Below are 15,519 nucleotides of genomic sequence, written 5' to 3'. Positions count from 1 at the left end.
ACGACTATGCGAAGGTGGTGAATAGGCCCTTTCAGGGGGGCACAAATCACTTAATAACTTCCCTGATATTTCCGTGTTCCCCATTCCAACGTCGCCAAAAGTAATAACAAGAAAAACAACCACTTATTTTGAATCAATTCTGATAAATCTTCGGTGCTGTCGAGGCGGTCAACGGCTTTATTTTTGAGTAAATAGTCTTTCAGTTGTTCAATCTGGTTTGCTTTCACAAATTGCCCACCCGACTGTTGGGCCAGTGCGCGCAGCATTCCGTAATCAGCGGTGTTGGTTAAGGACTCTAGCGCCAAATCACGCACGATAAACTGGCCCGTTACGCTTTCGATTTTGTTGTTTAGACTCGTAGTTGCCTTAAATTGATGCACTCCCTGCCGAAGGCCGCTCAGCTCAAAACGCGAATTGCCTTCCCCGTTGGTGTAAGTGTAAGGCTGTACTTTGCCTTTTTCGTCCGTGATTTCGAGGCGGATGCTTTGGCCGTAGATTTTTTCGTAAATGTCGTTGTAGACTTCCGTCTCAAAAGTCACTTTATCGCCCACGTTGTATTCATTGGCCAACGGATAGACGCGGAACTTACGTTTGTCTTCCTTGACCGAAATCAGTTGAATCACTTTTTGCAGCAACTCATCCACGGCTTCTTGCTTGTCAGTAAGGGCGTATTCTTCGAGGCGCCATTGCCAGATTCCTTCGCCCGCCAATACGGCAGATTTTCGAGCGCCACCAGTGTTTAAAATCAACAAAGGTTTGTTGGTGCGAAGATTGCCAACGTTCTGAAACAGAATCGTTTCGCTGCCAGGCATCAGGCGGTATTCTCCAAAAGGAACCGTCAAAGGGGGCATTTTTTCCAAAATGCTGAGTTTGTCGGCGTCTAAGTTTAGCAGTTTAAAATTGGGATTAAAACGGCCCGATACTTTGTCAATCTGCCCTGGGTTTGAGACAACCGTAACGGCAGAATTGAGTTGACTCACTTTCGATGTGTTGGATTGTGAGCCTAAAATGAAGAAAACGGGGGTGTTGTCGCGTTGCAAGAAACGTTGTACTATGTCGCCGCCAATGTTAAATAAATCAGGCAACTGATGGAGGATAATCAAATCATATTTCTTATCGGGAAAGGTTTCAGCCGCCGGATTTATCCCAAAAATTTTGACATCGACTTCGTAATTTAAGTTTTTTTCGAGAATTGTACGGATGGCTTTGATGTCTGGGTGAGTGGCCAAAGCAAGCATCAATACTTTTTCTTTGCCGTCGATGATGTCAATATAAACATCGCGGTGATTGTTGCGGGTGGTAAATTCACCCTTAAGTGGTTCTACATCAAGGGTATAATGCTGCACACCTTTTTGGGTAGAAGAGGTTTGAAACGTAACCTGTTTGAAATCTTCTTTTTGGCCGAATGCAATGCGTTGGGTGCTGATGGTACTGCCATTTTGGCGCAGCGAGACGGTCGCCGTTTGTCCCTGAAACCCACTTGCTACAATGTCGGCCTGAATCGGGAATTGATTGCCCAAATACGCAATTTTATTGGCCGAAACGGCTTTGATACTTACATCCCGCTTGGGGAGGGTATCACCCACGCCAATGCTGTGAATCCGAAATGGAAAGTTGCCGTAGGTGGGTGCAAGTCCCTGATTACTAATGCCGTCGGTCAGCAATACCACATCGGTCAGATTGCGTCCTTCATAGTTGGATTTGGCATTGTTCAATAAATCAGAGAGATTGGTGGTAGTTCGGTCAAATTTCAGTTTGGGAAGTTCATCCTGATAATTTTCACTGTTGAGGGTTTGAACGGCCACTTCCAGCCCGTCATCCGCCAACGCTTCTCGCAGCGTGGCCAAGGCAGTGAGCGTTTTGGGGCCGTCGTTTGCCATTGATTCGGAGTTATCAATCGCGATAACTACTTTGGGCTTATCTACGAGCGTTTGGATGCTGCGCAGGAGCGGATTCAATAATAAAAAGGCAATGATACTGACTAGCGCTCCCCGCAAAATGGCCAATCCAGTGTTGAGAAGTTTACTCCATACGGGCTTGGGTTGGTAAAGAAAAAACGCGTAAGCGGCGCCCAACAACAAGCAAAATCCAATGTACCACGGGGAAGTTTGAAAGATAATCTCAGTTAAAAGCATTTGTATGGTGTTTGTCTGGTGGGGTCGTCAGTCAAAAGTCTTTGGCCATCAATAATCGGCCGTAATTTATATTAAAGCTTAATTTACAGTGTTTTACATTGACGGTAGACGATTGACTAACGACGCCAACTTACATGACCATACCGCCGTCTACTTGCAATACTTGTCCTGTAATGTATTTAGACAAATCTGATGCCAAAAATACGACACAGTCGGCTACTTCTTCGGGCTGACCGCCGCGTTTGAGCGGAATATTTTGTTTCCATTCCTCAATCGCTTTTTCGTTCAACTCTCCCGTCATTTCGGTTTCAATGAAACCCGGGGCAATGGCGTTAGAACGAATATTTCGGGAACCAAGTTCTTTGGCTACTGATTTTGTAAATCCAATGATACCTGCTTTTGACGCGGCGTAATTGGCCTGTCCAGCATTTCCTGTCAAACCAACTACCGACGTAAGATTAATGATAGAACCGCTGCGGGCTTTCATCATGACGCGGGTTACGGCTTTGGTCAAATTAAAAACAGACTTTAAGTTAACGCGAATTACTTCATCCCATTGTTCTTCGGTCATACGCATTAACAAACCGTCGCGCGTGATACCCGCGTTATTTACCACAATGTCAACCGTTCCGAAGTCGGCTACTACCTGCGTAATGAGGTCTTCAGCCGATTTAAAATCAGACGCATCGGAGCGGTAGCCTTTGATTTTGGTGCCGAATTGTTGGAGTTCTTCCTCCAGTGCTTGACCTTTTTCAACGCTCGATAAGTACGTAAATGCTACCTGCGCACCCTCCTGTGCAAACCGAGTGGCAATGGCTTTGCCGATTCCACGGGATGCGCCCGTTACGATAGCTACTTTGTTTTGTAAAAGAGACATTATAAATGGATGATTTATGATTAGTGTTTGGTGATTAGCGTTTGATGATTAGTGGTTGGTGAAACGAGTCACCAGCCACCATTCACCAGCCACTATTTCGGAAATACATTGGCTTCTACAATCTCGCACATAATGTGGCCAAGCAAGATATGACATTCCTGAATACGCGGGGTGTCTTTGGAAGGAATATTCACCAAAAAAGTACTTACTTCTTTCATTTTTCCGCCGCTTTCGCCCGTCATCCCTACCGTTATCATGCCGAGTTTATTGGCGGCTTCAAGGGCTTTTACGACGTTGGTTGAATTGCCAGAGGTTGAAATTCCGACCAGTACGTCGCCTTCTTTCCCCATTGCTTCTATCATTCTTGAATAAATCACATCGTAACTATAATCATTGCCGACGGCCGTTACGTACGAAGTGTTGACGTGGAGCGCTTCCGAATACAACGGAGGACGGTCGTAATAAAAACGCCCGCTAAACTCCGCCGCTAAGTGTTGGGCGTCGGCCGCACTGCCGCCGTTGCCGCAAAAAAGCACTTTTTTGCCGTTTTTAAAGGCCGTAGTCATGGCTTCGGCAACGGAGCCAACGGTAGCAAGGAGGGTTTGGTCGGCAAGGACACGATTTTTGGTATCAATAGAAGCTTGTACGATGGATTGAATGTTAATCATTAAAATGGTTGTTTAATCATGGGGACAAAAATAGTAAACTTCCTGAAAGATTAGAACTTTCGGGAAGTTTACACGAAGTTACTTCTAGGCTTAGATTTCGTCAAAACGGACAAAAGCAAGTTCATGAAAAACAACGAAATTCAGTTGCTTCCAGAAGGGTTTTATTATATTTATAATCATGCAAATGGTTGGGAGAATTTGTTTAAAAGACGGGAGAATTATTTATATTTTTTGCGCCGCTATGCTGAGTTTATCAATCCAATTGCTGATACATTTGCTTACTGCCGAATCATCTGCATTTTATGGTAAGAATTAAAAAAATGAAGAACTGCAAGCGGCATATCAGCAGAAAATTCCACGTAATGTATCTTCTTTTCGAAATGTTGAAATGTACAGTAAGTCTGTGCTGAAAGAAAATGCATTGCCAGGTTTTATCAGTCGAGAATGGGGTAGTTTGTTTAGCGCCTATTCGCAAGCATTTAACAGACAGCAGCACAGAAAGGGCAGTTTATTTATTCCTAACTTTAAGCGAAAGCCTGTTGAAACAACGGATTATTACCTCAAACTAATCCATTACATACATGCAAACCCGATTCATCATGGATTTGTAAAAGGTTTTGCCGATTGGGAATTTAGTTCTTATCACACCTATTTGTCGTCCAAACCTACTCAACTTGCTAGGGAGGAGGGTTTGGAGTGGTTTGGAGGGAGCAATTTATTTGAACAATTTCATCGGGAAAATCCAGTATCAGTTAAAATCGAATTTGAGTAAACTCGCTTTGATGTCTCCAACTTGGTTTAACTTCCCGAAAGTTTTGGAACTTTCGGGAAGTTAAGTTTTGAACCTAGCTAGGGTTGGCTAGACGGCTGATTCGGACCGGCGGCTCCTTTAATTTTTCAATTTCCCTGATTACTTCCACAATCCCCCTGAGGGGTATCTTAACCCACGAGGGGCGATAACTGATTTCATATCCTAATTCATACACGGCTTTTTCCAACAGAAAAAACAGCAATAAAAAGTTTATTTCATGTTGGCTATTAAAAAGCGGATGCGGCCACCCAAATGCTTCCAAGTAGGCTTCAAAATAGGTTTCGCGCATGAGTTTGTACCAACGGTCGGATACAATTTGGAGTTTTTCGGACGAAATGTCTTTGGTTTCGTGGCTCTCAAACAACTTTGCGCTGACCGCATAATGGTAACTGCGTATCATACCCGCAACATCCTTAAATGGACTATGCTTTATTTTACGCTCGGCAATGGTGGCTTCAGGTTCTCCCTCAAAATCAATGATGATAAAGTCGCCGTCTTGGGTGAGAACCTGCCCCAAATGGTAATCACCGTGAATCCGAATGCGCAGCGAGTCCAGCGGACGGGTGAGCATTTCTTTGGCAAAATCATCGATTAATTCACGGGCTTCCATAAAAATCCACGCCAAGCGTTGCGTAGGCTCGTCGAGTTTTTGATAATTGTCAATCAGCAGCGCGTAGCGGCGGTCGAGTAAGTCGGTAAGGCGGTGCAGTAAAAATGCGCGGTAGGTATCGTCAAACCCTTCGGGCGCGAAGGCATCATCAGCTCCCGGCGCAAACAGCCCCAAGTGCATTTCGCCCGTACGTTTTCCAAGCAGGGTTACTTGTTCAAATACCCATTCTTTAATGCCAAACATGCCGTTTGGAACACCGTACATAAAATCGTTGAGAAAATCGCCCGTCAACATCCAATTATCTTTGTCGGCGCGGATGGCTTGTTGCATCATTCCCAAGGTGATGTCGGGCTGCCCAGTCCGTTGCCAAGTAAGGCTGCCTGCGTAGGCTGGAATGTTTTTAAAGTCGGAATGTTGGGTCAAAAAACTCACCATTTCCACTTCTGGATTGGTTTGGTCGAAGAGTTTTCGGTAGAGTTTTAAAAAATATTTGCCGCCAAACAGCATGGCAGAATTGCTCGAATCGACGGGCAAAACGTGGCTTTCAATGTTTTCTGGCGTGTCTGAATCGGATAGCCCTTTGCCTTTTAGGGACGCAAGAAACGAAGATTGGTCGGCGGAGGAGGGGAGGGTAGTTGCGTTGAAAATATTGGCGAACAGTTCTTTCCTGAATCGAGCGTCATAAATGGCGTCTATCCATTGGGCAGTTTCGGTTTTTTCGAGAATCCCTTTTTCGGGAATATCCATGTCGAGTGAAACCCTCGTAAACGGCAATTGATATAACTCTGAAGGCCCGTCATGGTACGAAACTTCTACAATCAAAATCAAAAAATCGCCAAAAGTCAGCGTATGTTGAACACGGAAATCTTTCTGTGAGCGAGCTTTCCCCGCAAACCAGCGACTTGCATTGAAATAACTCGGGAAAACGTTGGTTTCTAGGTGATTAATGAGAGCGTTGTTTACGTTGGTCATAGCGGGTTTAGCAGTTTATCATAATAGGTTGTTGGTTCAAACAGGCACAGAATAGAGGAGTAATATCCCGTAATGTATTTTTAAATATATTATTAGAAATCGGTACTTTGTGGTCAATCTACTCAAAAATTGCACATTTTGGTGTATTTGTAGGAACAAAAACCGACAATTATACCTGTTATTTTTCTTTTGTACATTTTAACCCAAAAAAACACGAGACATTGTCTCGTGTTAGGCATGAACGATAACTACTTCACCGTTCCGACGTGTAAGTGTGAATCGTGCTGAGTGCTGTGATAAATGCGAATCGTTGCTTTCTGAAAGTCTTTTTCGTCGGCTTGGGGAATTGACATAAACTTCTGAGGGTTACGGTCTACCAACGGAAACCATGAACTCTGAATTTGAACCATGATTTTGTGCCCTTTTTTGAAGGTGTGAAGCACATCGGGCATCCGCACTTTCACATCGGTGACTTGGTTGGGCACAAACGGTTCTGGTTTCTCAAAACTGTTACGGAATTTGCCGCGCAGTACTTCCGCCCGGACTAAGCGCTGATAGCCCGCCATGGTCAGGTTTTTGGGGTTGGGCGATGGATTTGGGGCATCTTCGGGCAACACATCAATAAGTTTGACGATAAAATCGGCATCGGTGCCCGTGGTAGAAGCAAAAAAGTGGGCTGTCATCGGCCCCGCCAAGGTTACATCTTCCGTAAGTGGTTCTGTTTCATAAGTAAGAACATCGGGGCGACGCGATGCAAAGCGCTGATCTTCAATCATGTATTGATTATTGCGTCGGGCAAAAATACCGTCCGTGTACGGCACTGGTTTGGCGGGGTCGCTTACGTATTCGTCAAAACCGTCTTTTTCGGTGTTTTCATTCCATGATAATTTTCCGTTGGCCTGAAAATGTAACTCTTTCTTCTCGCTGTCTTTTGGGGGCCAAGTTTCAAAGGTTTTCCATTCGTTGGTTGCGGTGTTAAACATAGTGGCTTCGGCGGCGTTCCATTGACCTTTGTCTTTGAGGTAAAAATTGAAAAATTTAAGTTCCAATTCTTCCTGAAAAAACTTGGCCGTATTGGTGCCAAAATTCAGCGTTCCAAACTCGTTCCATTCTGGCCGCGACCAAGCGCCGTGCGTCCACGGGCCCATCACCAGTTGGTTTTTGTTGGTAGGAGTTTGTTTTTCAATGGCTTCGTAGGTGCGCAACGCGCCAAATAAATCTTCGGCATCAAACCAACCGCCCACCACCAGCGTAGCGGGTTTGATGTTTTTGAGGGCTGGGCGAATGTTGCGCGATTTCCAGTAGTCGTCGTAGGTTTCGTGCTGGAGGTATTCGTTCCAGATTCGGCCTTTGTTGTTGAAGTATTTTTCACCGTTGGCATTTTTGAGCGGTCCTAATTTCAGGAAGAAATCGTAGGCATCTTTGCTGCGGTTGTTGAAAATGCCGTTGTACGTCGGAACGGGTTTGTCGGGTTGGGCATCAAAATAACTCAAAAAGTTAAAATTGTCGAGCAAGAAAAAAGCGCCATTGTGGCGGGCATCGTCGCCCACAAATTCGTCCGTAACGGGGGCTTGCGGAGAAACGGCTTTGATGCCCGGGTGAGCGTCGGGCAGGGCCGCCGAAGCATAAAAGCCTGGGTAAGAGATGCCTGTAATGCCGACGCGACCGTTGTTTTGCGGAATGTTATTCAGTAACCATTCTACGGTGTCGTAGGTGTCGGTACTTTCGTCGGTATCCTGCGGCGTTTTTTTGGTGAATTTATGCGGGGTCATTTCCTCAAATTTCCCTTCGCTCATGTAGCGTCCGCGTACATCTTGGGTGACAAATATGTACTTTTCTTCCGACAACAGTTTGCTCGGCCCGGGGCCGTTTCCTGTATAATTACCCTCGCCGTACGGACCTGCCGAGTAGGGGGTGCGTTCCATCAGAATGGGATAGTTTTGGCTCTTGTCTTTTGGAATATAAATGACGGTGTAAAGCTTAATGCCGTCGCGCATGGTGATTTGGCGGTCCCATTTCTCATAATTGTCTTTGACGAAATTGGGGGTTTGGGCGTGGCTTTGATGCGCACAAAAGAGCAAGATTAAAAGGGGGAGGAATGCTTTCATAGAGTATTTTCGATGACTATTAATGTTTTGACAAAAGTAGAATAAAATTAAAACGTTCGAACAGGAATTTAATCTTAAAACCATGAACGCACAGTCACGCCGCCGAACATTCCTAAAAGCACTGGCCAGTGCTTCAATCGCGTCTATTCCAAGCATGGGTGAGGCCTCACTTTTGCCCGCCAAAAGCAAGCGACTCAAAACCAGCCTGAATGCCTACTCATTCAATGCTCCGCTGATGAATAAAACGATGAGTTTGGACGAGCTGATTGACTTCTGCGCGGGCATTGGCTTTGATGGGCTGGATATCACGGGTTATTATTTTGATGGCTATCCTACCGTTCCCTCCAATGAAACCATTTATCACGTAAAACGCCAAGCTTTTCGGAAAGGCTTGGAAATCAGCGGCACAGGCGTGAGAAATGACTTTACGATTGCGGACAAAGAAAAACGTAAAAAAGAAGTACAACTTGTAAAAAATTGGGTGGAAGTAGCCGCAAAATTGGGTGCCCCAGTACTGCGGATTTTTGCAGGAACGCAAAAAAACGAAGGGATTCCGCGCGAGCAAATAACCGATTGGATGTTGAAAGACATTGAAACCTGTGTTGAGTATGGCAAACAAAATGGCGTAATCATTGGTCTGCAAAACCATTTTGATTTCGTTCAGACCGCCGACCAAGTGATTCCCTTTTTTGAAACGATTAAGTCGGAGTGGTTTGGGCTGATTCTGGATACGGGCAGTTATCGCATCGGCGACCCTTATAAGGAAATCGAACGAACCATCAAATACGCCGTTAACTGGCAGTTGAAAGAGAAGATATTTGTGGAAGGAAAAGAAATTGATACGGATCTTGAACGGGTCATTAATCTCATCAAACCGTCCGATTATCAGGGCTATGTCCCCATTGAAACCCTCGGAGCTGGCGACCCAAAGGTGAAGGTAGAGGCATTGTTGGCGAAAGTAAAAAAGTACCTTTGACGGTTCTTGGGCTTTCTAACCCAAAACAAGAAAAAATTAATTGTATTAATTTAATAAAAAACTGCCATATTTCATTAATATTGGCATATAGTATTGGATTCATCTGTGTTTTGTCATAAAATAGTGGTACCTTTGCGGGTCTTTTAGAAGACAAGCTGATTGTGAATAGTTTTTCGTTAGTAACAACACTTTCAACCTATTCGATTAGCTATCAACAGTTAACAAACAACTCAAATGCAAAGCATCCGCAACATTGCCATCATTGCGCACGTTGACCACGGTAAAACCACATTGGTGGACAAGTTCATCCACTATTCAAAACTGTTTAGAGAGAATCAGCAGTTTGACGATCTCATTTTGGACAACAATGACCTCGAACGTGAACGAGGAATCACCATTGTCTCTAAAAACGTATCTGTACGCTACAAAGACGTAAAAATCAACATTATTGATACCCCAGGCCACTCCGACTTTGGAGGAGAGGTAGAGCGCGTACTTAAAATGGCTGACGGTGTCGTCATTCTGGTAGATGCTTTTGAAGGGCCCATGCCGCAAACCCGTTTCGTGTTAGGTAAAGCCTTACAATTAGGATTGAAAGTAGTGTTGGTTGTCAATAAAGTAGATAAGCCAAACTGCCGCCCCGACGAAGTACACGAAGCGGTATTTGACCTAATGTTTAACCTTGAAGCCAACGACGTTCAACTTGATTTTCCTACCGTTTTCGGTTCGTCGAAACAAGGATGGATGGGGCCTGATTGGCAAAAACCAACCACCGATATTTCGTATTTGTTGGACGTAATCGTTGAACATATTCCACCAGCACCCAACAACGAAGGCGATCCGCAAATGCAGATTACTTCATTGGATTATAGTTCTTTTGTCGGACGTATTGCCATCGGTCGCGTACACCGTGGTACGTTTAAGGAAGGTGCTCAATTGGGCCTTTGCAAGTCAGACGGTAGCGTAAAACGCGCCCGTATCAAAGAATTGCAAGTTTTTGAAGGCTTGGGCAGACAAAAAGTAACGGAAGTTTCATCGGGAGATATTTGTGCCGTAACAGGTTTGGAAGATTTCGAAATCGGTGATACCATCACGCTTTTTGAAAACCCTGAACCGCTACCGCGTATTTCGGTAGACGAGCCAACGATGAACATGTTGTTTACCATCAACAACTCACCGTTTTTTGGCAAAGAAGGCAAATTTGTGACTTCTCGCCACTTGCGTGAGCGTCTGTTTAAAGAAATGGAAAAAAACCTTGCCTTACGCGTTGAATCAATGGGTAGCGAGGATAAATTTATGGTGTTCGGACGTGGTATTCTTCACTTGTCGGTGTTGATTGAAACCATGCGTCGCGAAGGTTACGAATTGCAGGTAGGCCAGCCACAGGTGATTTTCAAAGAAGGTGACAAAGGCGAGCGTCTTGAGCCTATCGAAATTCTCGTGGTAGATGTTCCTGAAGAATCAGCGGGAAAAGTAATTGAACTTGTTACCCAACGGAAAGGTGACCTACTCGTGATGGAGCCACGTGGTGATTTGCAACACTTGGAGTTTAATATTCCTTCACGTGGTTTGATTGGGTTGCGTTCTAATGTACTGACTGCCACGCAGGGAGAAGCGGTACTTTCGCACCGTTTTAAGGCCTACGAACCCCACAAAGGCACGATTCCTGGGCGTATCAACGGTTCAATTATCTCTAAAGGAACTGGAGTAGCTACTCCTTATGCCTTAGACCGTTTGCAAGAGCGCGGAAGATTCTTTGTGGATCCAGGTGAAGAATTATACATGGGAATGGTAATCGGTGAGCACAGCCGCCCTGGAGATATTGTAGTAAACTTGCAGGAAACCAAGAAGTTGACCAACATGCGTGCTTCAGGTACGGACGACAACGTACGTATTGCACCTAAAATCAACTTCTCATTGGAAGAATCAATGGAATATATCCAAAAGGATGAATATTTGGAAGTAACGCCGCAGACGCTTCGTATTCGGAAAATATACTTAGACGAAAACGAACGCAAACGCAATTCAAAAGAAATGGAAATGGCGTAAAGAAGTAAGCAGTTTGCAGTAGGCAGTCAACAGTTCTTTGTGAAATTACTGCCAACTGACTACTGCAAACTATTAATTTTTCGGGCAGTCGCAAGCGTTGCGTTTGCGGAAAATGCCCCCCAAAAAACCTTTACGTTGCCGATTACGCTTGCGTTTTCGGTACGACGATTGCTCAGAAGCGGCCTCAACGGTCGCTTTTTTGTTTGTAACTACTTTGACTTCCGCCGCAGAGGCTTCAAACTGCAAAAAGCTGATACACAACAGCAACAAAATACTTTTTTTCATGGGTATGAATTTTAAGAACGAATTCGGTTGGAAACGGCGAAAGTATGAAAAAAACGATGTTCTACCAACGACCCCTTCCACGCCCGCGATGACCATAATTACGGCTGTCGTAACGTGGGCGTTGCGAATAACGCGGCGGATTGACGTATACCCGAGGGCGAACCACTACCGGTGGCGGCACAACCCGCACGTAAGGGCGAGGAGCGTAGTAACGAGAGCCGTAATAACCTCGGTCGTATCCGCCTCGATACCCACCACCTGAATAAAAACAGCTGCTCATGATTGTACTGAGCGCCAATACGGTTACAAAAAGTGTGATGCGCGATTTCATAGCTTGTCAGAGTTAAATGGTACTACTTTTATATAACGTTTTATCTGCTTTTTTTGTCTAAGACAACTCAAAAAGTATTTGCCACTATGTAACTGACAATTATTATTCGGCTTTAGACAACGGAATGTCATTTTACGTGGCACATTTTTGCGGTTTTTAGCTAAAAAATTATGTTTCCATCGTTACTTTTGTAAGCAACCTCAACCTAACTTTGAAAAAATGAAACGCTCCCTCTTTTTAATGATTTTTATTGGGCTCAGCCTACATTCACTGAACGCTCAAACCCAAACCGCCGCCCAAGCTGTCAATGATTTTTACAAATGGTATCTGACGAAAGGAGTCAATTTGGGATGGCGACAGGTGGTAAAGCGCTCAGATTTAACCCCTTCCTTTCAAAAACGCTTAACGAATTTTTTTAGGAAGATGGAAAAAGACAACGAAGGCGGGTATGATCCGATTCTCCAGGCGCAGGATTTTGAAGAAAAATTTTTACTGAAACCTGTTTCTCAATCTCCCACAAAAGCAATATTTAATTTTTGGATGTTTGGCCAAAAAGCGGCGGTGGTTACGCTAATAAACAGTAATAACAAGTGGATGATTGATGCGATTCAGGGGGTATAATCTAGAATATATTTTTCACTGAGAACATCAATTGTGGAGTTTGATTGTTTAACCAATCGCTGCAAAAAAGGCTTCTAATTTTTCGGGGTCCAACTGTCCATTGGTACGTACACTGCTGCAAAGGTCTAATCCAAACGGCTGTACGGTTTCAATCGCCTCTTTTACGTTTTCGGCTTTGATACCTCCTGCTAAAAAGAGTGGAATCGGGATGGCTTCGCGTATTTTGCGGCTGATGGCCCAATTGTGGACCCTTCCCGTTCCTCCCAATTCCTTGATTTGTAGGTTTGGATTTCCGCTGTCCAATAGAATAGCATCCACAAATTCGGCCACTTGAACGGCCTCTTCTACCGTTTTTTCATCAATTACGTGGATAACCTGCACGAGTTTAACGCCCGGCAGCGCCTCACGGATTTGGTGATAGGTGCCTTCCGAAAGCGCATCCACAATCTGAATGGTACTCGTATGAACGCGCTGATGGTGGGCAATGATGGCCTCGGGATTGGTCTCGCTTGTGAGCAAAAAAGTAGCAACTGGCGGCGGAACTGCCTTGGCAATCTGCGCAATCAGCTCGTCTGATATTATTCCAGGCCCGCTGGGCATATTTCCCACTAAACCCAATGCAGAAGCCCCCGCTTCAATGGCCAATTTGGCTTCCATCAGACTGCTGATGCAGCAAATTTTTACGCGTGGTTTCATGTTTAAAACGTTACTTTCAACATCAATTTCTCCGCTCCCCGTTGCACTTCCGCTTCCACAGTTTGCCCCTTTTCGTATTTTCCGAGTGCCCCCATGTAATCATAAATGGTATTGAGCGTATAGTTGCCCAGTCGTAAAATAAGGTCGCCGCCTTTGATACCAGCTGCTTCTCCGGGTCGGTTTTTAGAAACGCCGTCCACTTTGATGCCCGGGCCGTTGAATGAGTAATCCAACAACAACCCCATCGTTACTTTAAAACTTGCATTGCGGGCCATTGGCATCGCGGTTTCGCGGTATTCGAGGCGGCCGGGCAGTTTATCCAATTCATTGAGGATGCCAGTGACTGCATTCAAAATTTGGGATTCGCCCGCAAAATTGATGAGGGCGATGTCGTCGCTTGGGCGGTGGTAGTCAGAATGTACGCCCGTAAAGAAAAAAAGCACGGGGATTTTTTTTGTATAAAACGAAGTGTGGTCAGAAGCCCCTGCTCCCGAAGAGTCAATTTTAAACGCCATCTTTTCGCGTTGCATCACTGGCGGAATCACCTGTCCCCACGTTGGGCTAGTGCCCCATCCGCCAACGGTAATGGGTTTGGTGGGGTCAAAACGACCAATCATGTCAAAATTAAGCATACAATTTACCTTCGTAAGGTCGATGGTAGGATTATTGGCGTAAAATTTTGAACCTAACAGCCCCAATTCTTCGGCGGAAAAACAAATAAAAAGAAAATTGTGGCTTTCCTTAACGCCGTTTTTAGCGTAATACCGTGCCAATTCCAACACTCCTGCCACGCCTGAGGCGTTGTCGTCGGCACCATTGTGGATTTTTCCTTTGGCATCTTGGTCGAGCGACCCGCGCTGATAGCCTTCACCCAAGTGATCGTAATGCGCCCCGATGACGATGGTGCGCTCGGCACCGTTGTCCAAATAGCCTACCACATTGCGGGCGTCTAGTACGTGTACTGTGTCAAGGTTGGCCTTGAAGGGTTGTTCAAAACCATTGGTCCCTTTGGGTTGTAAGCCTAAATCGTTAAAGAAGGTTGCAATGTATTGCGCGGCTTTTTGTTCGTCTTTGGTGCCCGTTCCCCGCCCTTTCAATTCATCGGAAGCAAGGTAGGAGATATGTTTTTCAACATTTTTGGGACTGATGGTAATTGATTGTCCAAAAGAATAAATGCTAATGAGGACGAAAAGAAAGACAATGGAATATTTCATATAATGTTGGTTTTAGCAGGCTTAATATCAGGCTTTTTGCGTTAATTTTCGACGGATTCTTTGATAAACAGATTGCGACTAGGATACGCAAATGTAGCACCGTGTTCGTGCACTATTTCAATAATTTTGAAGTTAATTTCCTCTCTGGTTTCCATAAATACCCGCCAAATAGAGCTATGGACGTGGTAAATTACCAAAATATCCAACGAATTTTCGGCGAGGGTTTCGAGGCGAACCATCGGCATTTTTGAATTGGTCAGATAATTGCTTTCTAAATGGAGACGAATGTCCTTCACGATTTGTGCAATGGTTTCGGGAGGGGTGTTAAACGACAGACGAACGTAGTATTTGGCGCGGCGGTAGCTTCGTTGGGTAACGTTTTCGAGGGCTTGGGTGGTCATGAGTCGGTTGGGAACCGTAATCAAACTTCCATCGTCGGAACGGACGCGGGTACTACGAAACCCAATCTGTTCAATCTCGCCCGAAATCTTGTCCAACACGATGGAATCACCAATCACAAAGGGGCGTTCAAGCATGATCGCGACCGAAGCGATTAAGTTTTCGAGGGTTTCGCGGGCGGCCAACGCAATGACCAATCCCCCGATTCCTAGACTGGTAATGAGCGCCCAGACGTTGACTTCGTACACTTTGTGAAGAATGACAAAAAAACTGGTCAAAGTCCACAGAATGATGGCAATGTCTTTGAAAAACGGAACGAGTTGGTCGTCAATTGGGGTAGGGGTTGTGGCGGCTTTTTGCTTAAATATCAACGCGGTAAATTTAATGATACGAATGCCCAACCAGCCAATGGCGGCACCCAACAGCGTGAAAAATAAGTTCTGAATGAGCATCAACCCACCGAATTTTTTGGAAGTCATCCAATCCCATTGTTTAGGAACGGCCAAGTGACTGAAGGCGAGGTATATCATGCCTAGCGTAATGAGCAATTCAAAGGGACGGCGGGTGAGGCGTACAAACTCAGCCAAGGGGATTTCCCCCGATTCATTTTTGATAAATCGGTAAATGGTACGACTGATTGTAAATGACAGTCCGCGTCTGATGAGTATACTTAAACCAATGATTCCCCCAAACCAAAGCAAGTCTCGGATGGGGTTGTCCAAAATTGTGTAATTAAGCCACTTTGATACTATTTCCATGGTGACTGT

Annotated in this window: 15 protein-coding genes; 5 read left to right on the top strand and 10 right to left on the bottom strand. The window is 45.0% G+C overall.

Translation table 11 applies throughout. The features are described from left to right. Positions 1-50: 50 nt before the first annotated feature. The 3 genes from DVG78_RS10595 to DVG78_RS10585 form a co-directional block, all read right to left on the bottom strand. Positions 51-2,135: a vWA domain-containing protein gene (locus DVG78_RS10595; protein WP_114461059.1), complete on the bottom strand. Its 2,085-nt coding sequence runs from the start codon at positions 2,133-2,135 to the stop codon at positions 51-53. A 130-nt stretch (positions 2,136-2,265) separates the two neighbouring features. Next, the gene (fabG, locus tag DVG78_RS10590; RefSeq protein ID WP_114065422.1) at positions 2,266-3,012 is read right to left on the bottom strand and encodes a 3-oxoacyl-[acyl-carrier-protein] reductase; all 747 of its coding nucleotides are present in this window, start codon (positions 3,010-3,012) and stop codon (positions 2,266-2,268) included. A gap of 92 nt (positions 3,013-3,104) precedes the next feature. Continuing rightward, positions 3,105-3,680: a D-sedoheptulose-7-phosphate isomerase gene (locus tag DVG78_RS10585; RefSeq protein WP_114461058.1), complete on the bottom strand. Its 576-nt coding sequence runs from the start codon at positions 3,678-3,680 to the stop codon at positions 3,105-3,107. 123 nt (positions 3,681-3,803) lie between these two features. On the opposite strand from DVG78_RS10585, the gene DVG78_RS10580 reads away from it, so the two are divergent. Continuing rightward, a complete protein-coding gene (locus DVG78_RS10580; protein ID WP_114461057.1) occupies positions 3,804-3,989 on the top strand; it encodes a hypothetical protein in 186 nt (61 codons plus the stop codon). 94 nt (positions 3,990-4,083) lie between these two features. Then, positions 4,084-4,452, top strand: a complete 369-nt coding sequence (locus DVG78_RS10575) for a hypothetical protein (RefSeq protein ID WP_147277045.1) — start codon at positions 4,084-4,086, stop codon at positions 4,450-4,452. 73 nt (positions 4,453-4,525) lie between these two features. Here the strand turns inward: DVG78_RS10575 and DVG78_RS10570 are convergent, their stop codons facing one another. Both DVG78_RS10570 and DVG78_RS10565 read right to left on the bottom strand, forming a co-directional pair. Next, positions 4,526-6,073 (bottom strand): maltokinase N-terminal cap-like domain-containing protein, encoded by a 1,548-nt coding sequence (locus tag DVG78_RS10570; protein ID WP_114461055.1) that lies wholly within the window; start codon positions 6,071-6,073, stop codon positions 4,526-4,528. 248 nt (positions 6,074-6,321) lie between these two features. Next, on the bottom strand, positions 6,322-8,181 hold the full coding sequence (locus DVG78_RS10565) for a CocE/NonD family hydrolase (protein WP_114461054.1): 1,860 nt from the start codon (positions 8,179-8,181) through the stop codon (positions 6,322-6,324). Positions 8,182-8,263: 82 nt separating this feature from the next. Here DVG78_RS10565 and DVG78_RS10560 point away from each other — a divergent pair, with 82 nt between their 5' ends. Both DVG78_RS10560 and typA read left to right on the top strand, forming a co-directional pair. Further along, positions 8,264-9,157 carry a sugar phosphate isomerase/epimerase family protein gene (locus DVG78_RS10560; RefSeq protein ID WP_114461053.1) on the top strand — a complete coding sequence of 298 codons (894 nt, stop codon included), beginning with the start codon at positions 8,264-8,266 and terminating at the stop codon, positions 9,155-9,157. 234 nt (positions 9,158-9,391) lie between these two features. Next, positions 9,392-11,206, top strand: coding sequence for a translational GTPase TypA (gene typA, locus DVG78_RS10555; RefSeq protein WP_114461052.1), 1,815 nt, complete (start codon positions 9,392-9,394; stop codon positions 11,204-11,206). A gap of 72 nt (positions 11,207-11,278) precedes the next feature. On the opposite strand, the gene DVG78_RS10550 is transcribed toward typA, so the two are convergent. Together DVG78_RS10550 and DVG78_RS29895 are read right to left on the bottom strand one after the other, a co-directional pair. After that, positions 11,279-11,491 (bottom strand): hypothetical protein, encoded by a 213-nt coding sequence (locus DVG78_RS10550; protein ID WP_114065428.1) that lies wholly within the window; start codon positions 11,489-11,491, stop codon positions 11,279-11,281. Positions 11,492-11,552: 61 nt separating this feature from the next. Beyond that, on the bottom strand, positions 11,553-11,822 hold the full coding sequence (locus DVG78_RS29895; RefSeq protein WP_147277044.1) for a hypothetical protein: 270 nt from the start codon (positions 11,820-11,822) through the stop codon (positions 11,553-11,555). 219 nt (positions 11,823-12,041) lie between these two features. Between DVG78_RS29895 and DVG78_RS10545 the strand changes: the two genes are divergently transcribed. Then, complete coding sequence (locus DVG78_RS10545; RefSeq protein ID WP_114461050.1) at positions 12,042-12,443, top strand: YqhG/Tai3 family protein; 402 nt, start codon at positions 12,042-12,044, stop codon at positions 12,441-12,443. Positions 12,444-12,491: 48 nt separating this feature from the next. Here the strand turns inward: DVG78_RS10545 and DVG78_RS10540 are convergent, their stop codons facing one another. From DVG78_RS10540 to DVG78_RS10530, 3 genes are read right to left on the bottom strand one after another with little or no spacing between them, the layout of a single operon-like run. Beyond that, positions 12,492-13,139 carry a phosphoribosylanthranilate isomerase gene (locus tag DVG78_RS10540; protein WP_114461049.1) on the bottom strand — a complete coding sequence of 216 codons (648 nt, stop codon included), beginning with the start codon at positions 13,137-13,139 and terminating at the stop codon, positions 12,492-12,494. Between the two features lie 2 nt (positions 13,140-13,141). Beyond that, entirely contained in the window at positions 13,142-14,353 is a 1,212-nt protein-coding gene (locus DVG78_RS10535) for a M20/M25/M40 family metallo-hydrolase (RefSeq protein ID WP_114461048.1), read from the bottom strand. Between the two features lie 41 nt (positions 14,354-14,394). Then, positions 14,395-15,510: a mechanosensitive ion channel family protein gene (locus DVG78_RS10530; RefSeq protein ID WP_114461047.1), complete on the bottom strand. Its 1,116-nt coding sequence runs from the start codon at positions 15,508-15,510 to the stop codon at positions 14,395-14,397. Positions 15,511-15,519 lie beyond the last annotated feature (9 nt).

It is taken from the genome of Runella aurantiaca, from assembly GCF_003339505.1.
Classification (GTDB): Bacteria; Bacteroidota; Bacteroidia; order Cytophagales; family Spirosomataceae; genus Runella; species Runella aurantiaca.
This window is presented reverse-complemented; position numbering and strand designations above follow the sequence as displayed.

What these genes read in the sequence shown, in the direction of transcription:
- DVG78_RS10595 (WP_114461059.1), bottom strand. Translation starts at nt 2,135, where the DNA reads ATGCTTTTAACTGAGATTATCTTTCAAACTTCCCCGTGGTACATTGGA.
- fabG (WP_114065422.1), bottom strand. Translation starts at nt 3,012, where the DNA reads ATGTCTCTTTTACAAAACAAAGTAGCTATCGTAACGGGCGCATCCCGT.
- DVG78_RS10585 (WP_114461058.1), bottom strand. Translation starts at nt 3,680, where the DNA reads ATGATTAACATTCAATCCATCGTACAAGCTTCTATTGATACCAAAAAT.
- DVG78_RS10580 (WP_114461057.1), top strand. Translation starts at nt 3,804, where the DNA reads ATGAAAAACAACGAAATTCAGTTGCTTCCAGAAGGGTTTTATTATATT.
- DVG78_RS10570 (WP_114461055.1), bottom strand. Translation starts at nt 6,073, where the DNA reads ATGACCAACGTAAACAACGCTCTCATTAATCACCTAGAAACCAACGTT.
- DVG78_RS10565 (WP_114461054.1), bottom strand. Translation starts at nt 8,181, where the DNA reads ATGAAAGCATTCCTCCCCCTTTTAATCTTGCTCTTTTGTGCGCATCAA.
- DVG78_RS10560 (WP_114461053.1), top strand. Translation starts at nt 8,264, where the DNA reads ATGAACGCACAGTCACGCCGCCGAACATTCCTAAAAGCACTGGCCAGT.
- typA (WP_114461052.1), top strand. Translation starts at nt 9,392, where the DNA reads ATGCAAAGCATCCGCAACATTGCCATCATTGCGCACGTTGACCACGGT.
- DVG78_RS10550 (WP_114065428.1), bottom strand. Translation starts at nt 11,491, where the DNA reads ATGAAAAAAAGTATTTTGTTGCTGTTGTGTATCAGCTTTTTGCAGTTT.
- DVG78_RS29895 (WP_147277044.1), bottom strand. Translation starts at nt 11,822, where the DNA reads ATGAAATCGCGCATCACACTTTTTGTAACCGTATTGGCGCTCAGTACA.
- DVG78_RS10545 (WP_114461050.1), top strand. Translation starts at nt 12,042, where the DNA reads ATGAAACGCTCCCTCTTTTTAATGATTTTTATTGGGCTCAGCCTACAT.
- DVG78_RS10540 (WP_114461049.1), bottom strand. Translation starts at nt 13,139, where the DNA reads ATGAAACCACGCGTAAAAATTTGCTGCATCAGCAGTCTGATGGAAGCC.
- DVG78_RS10535 (WP_114461048.1), bottom strand. Translation starts at nt 14,353, where the DNA reads ATGAAATATTCCATTGTCTTTCTTTTCGTCCTCATTAGCATTTATTCT.
- DVG78_RS10530 (WP_114461047.1), bottom strand. Translation starts at nt 15,510, where the DNA reads ATGGAAATAGTATCAAAGTGGCTTAATTACACAATTTTGGACAACCCC.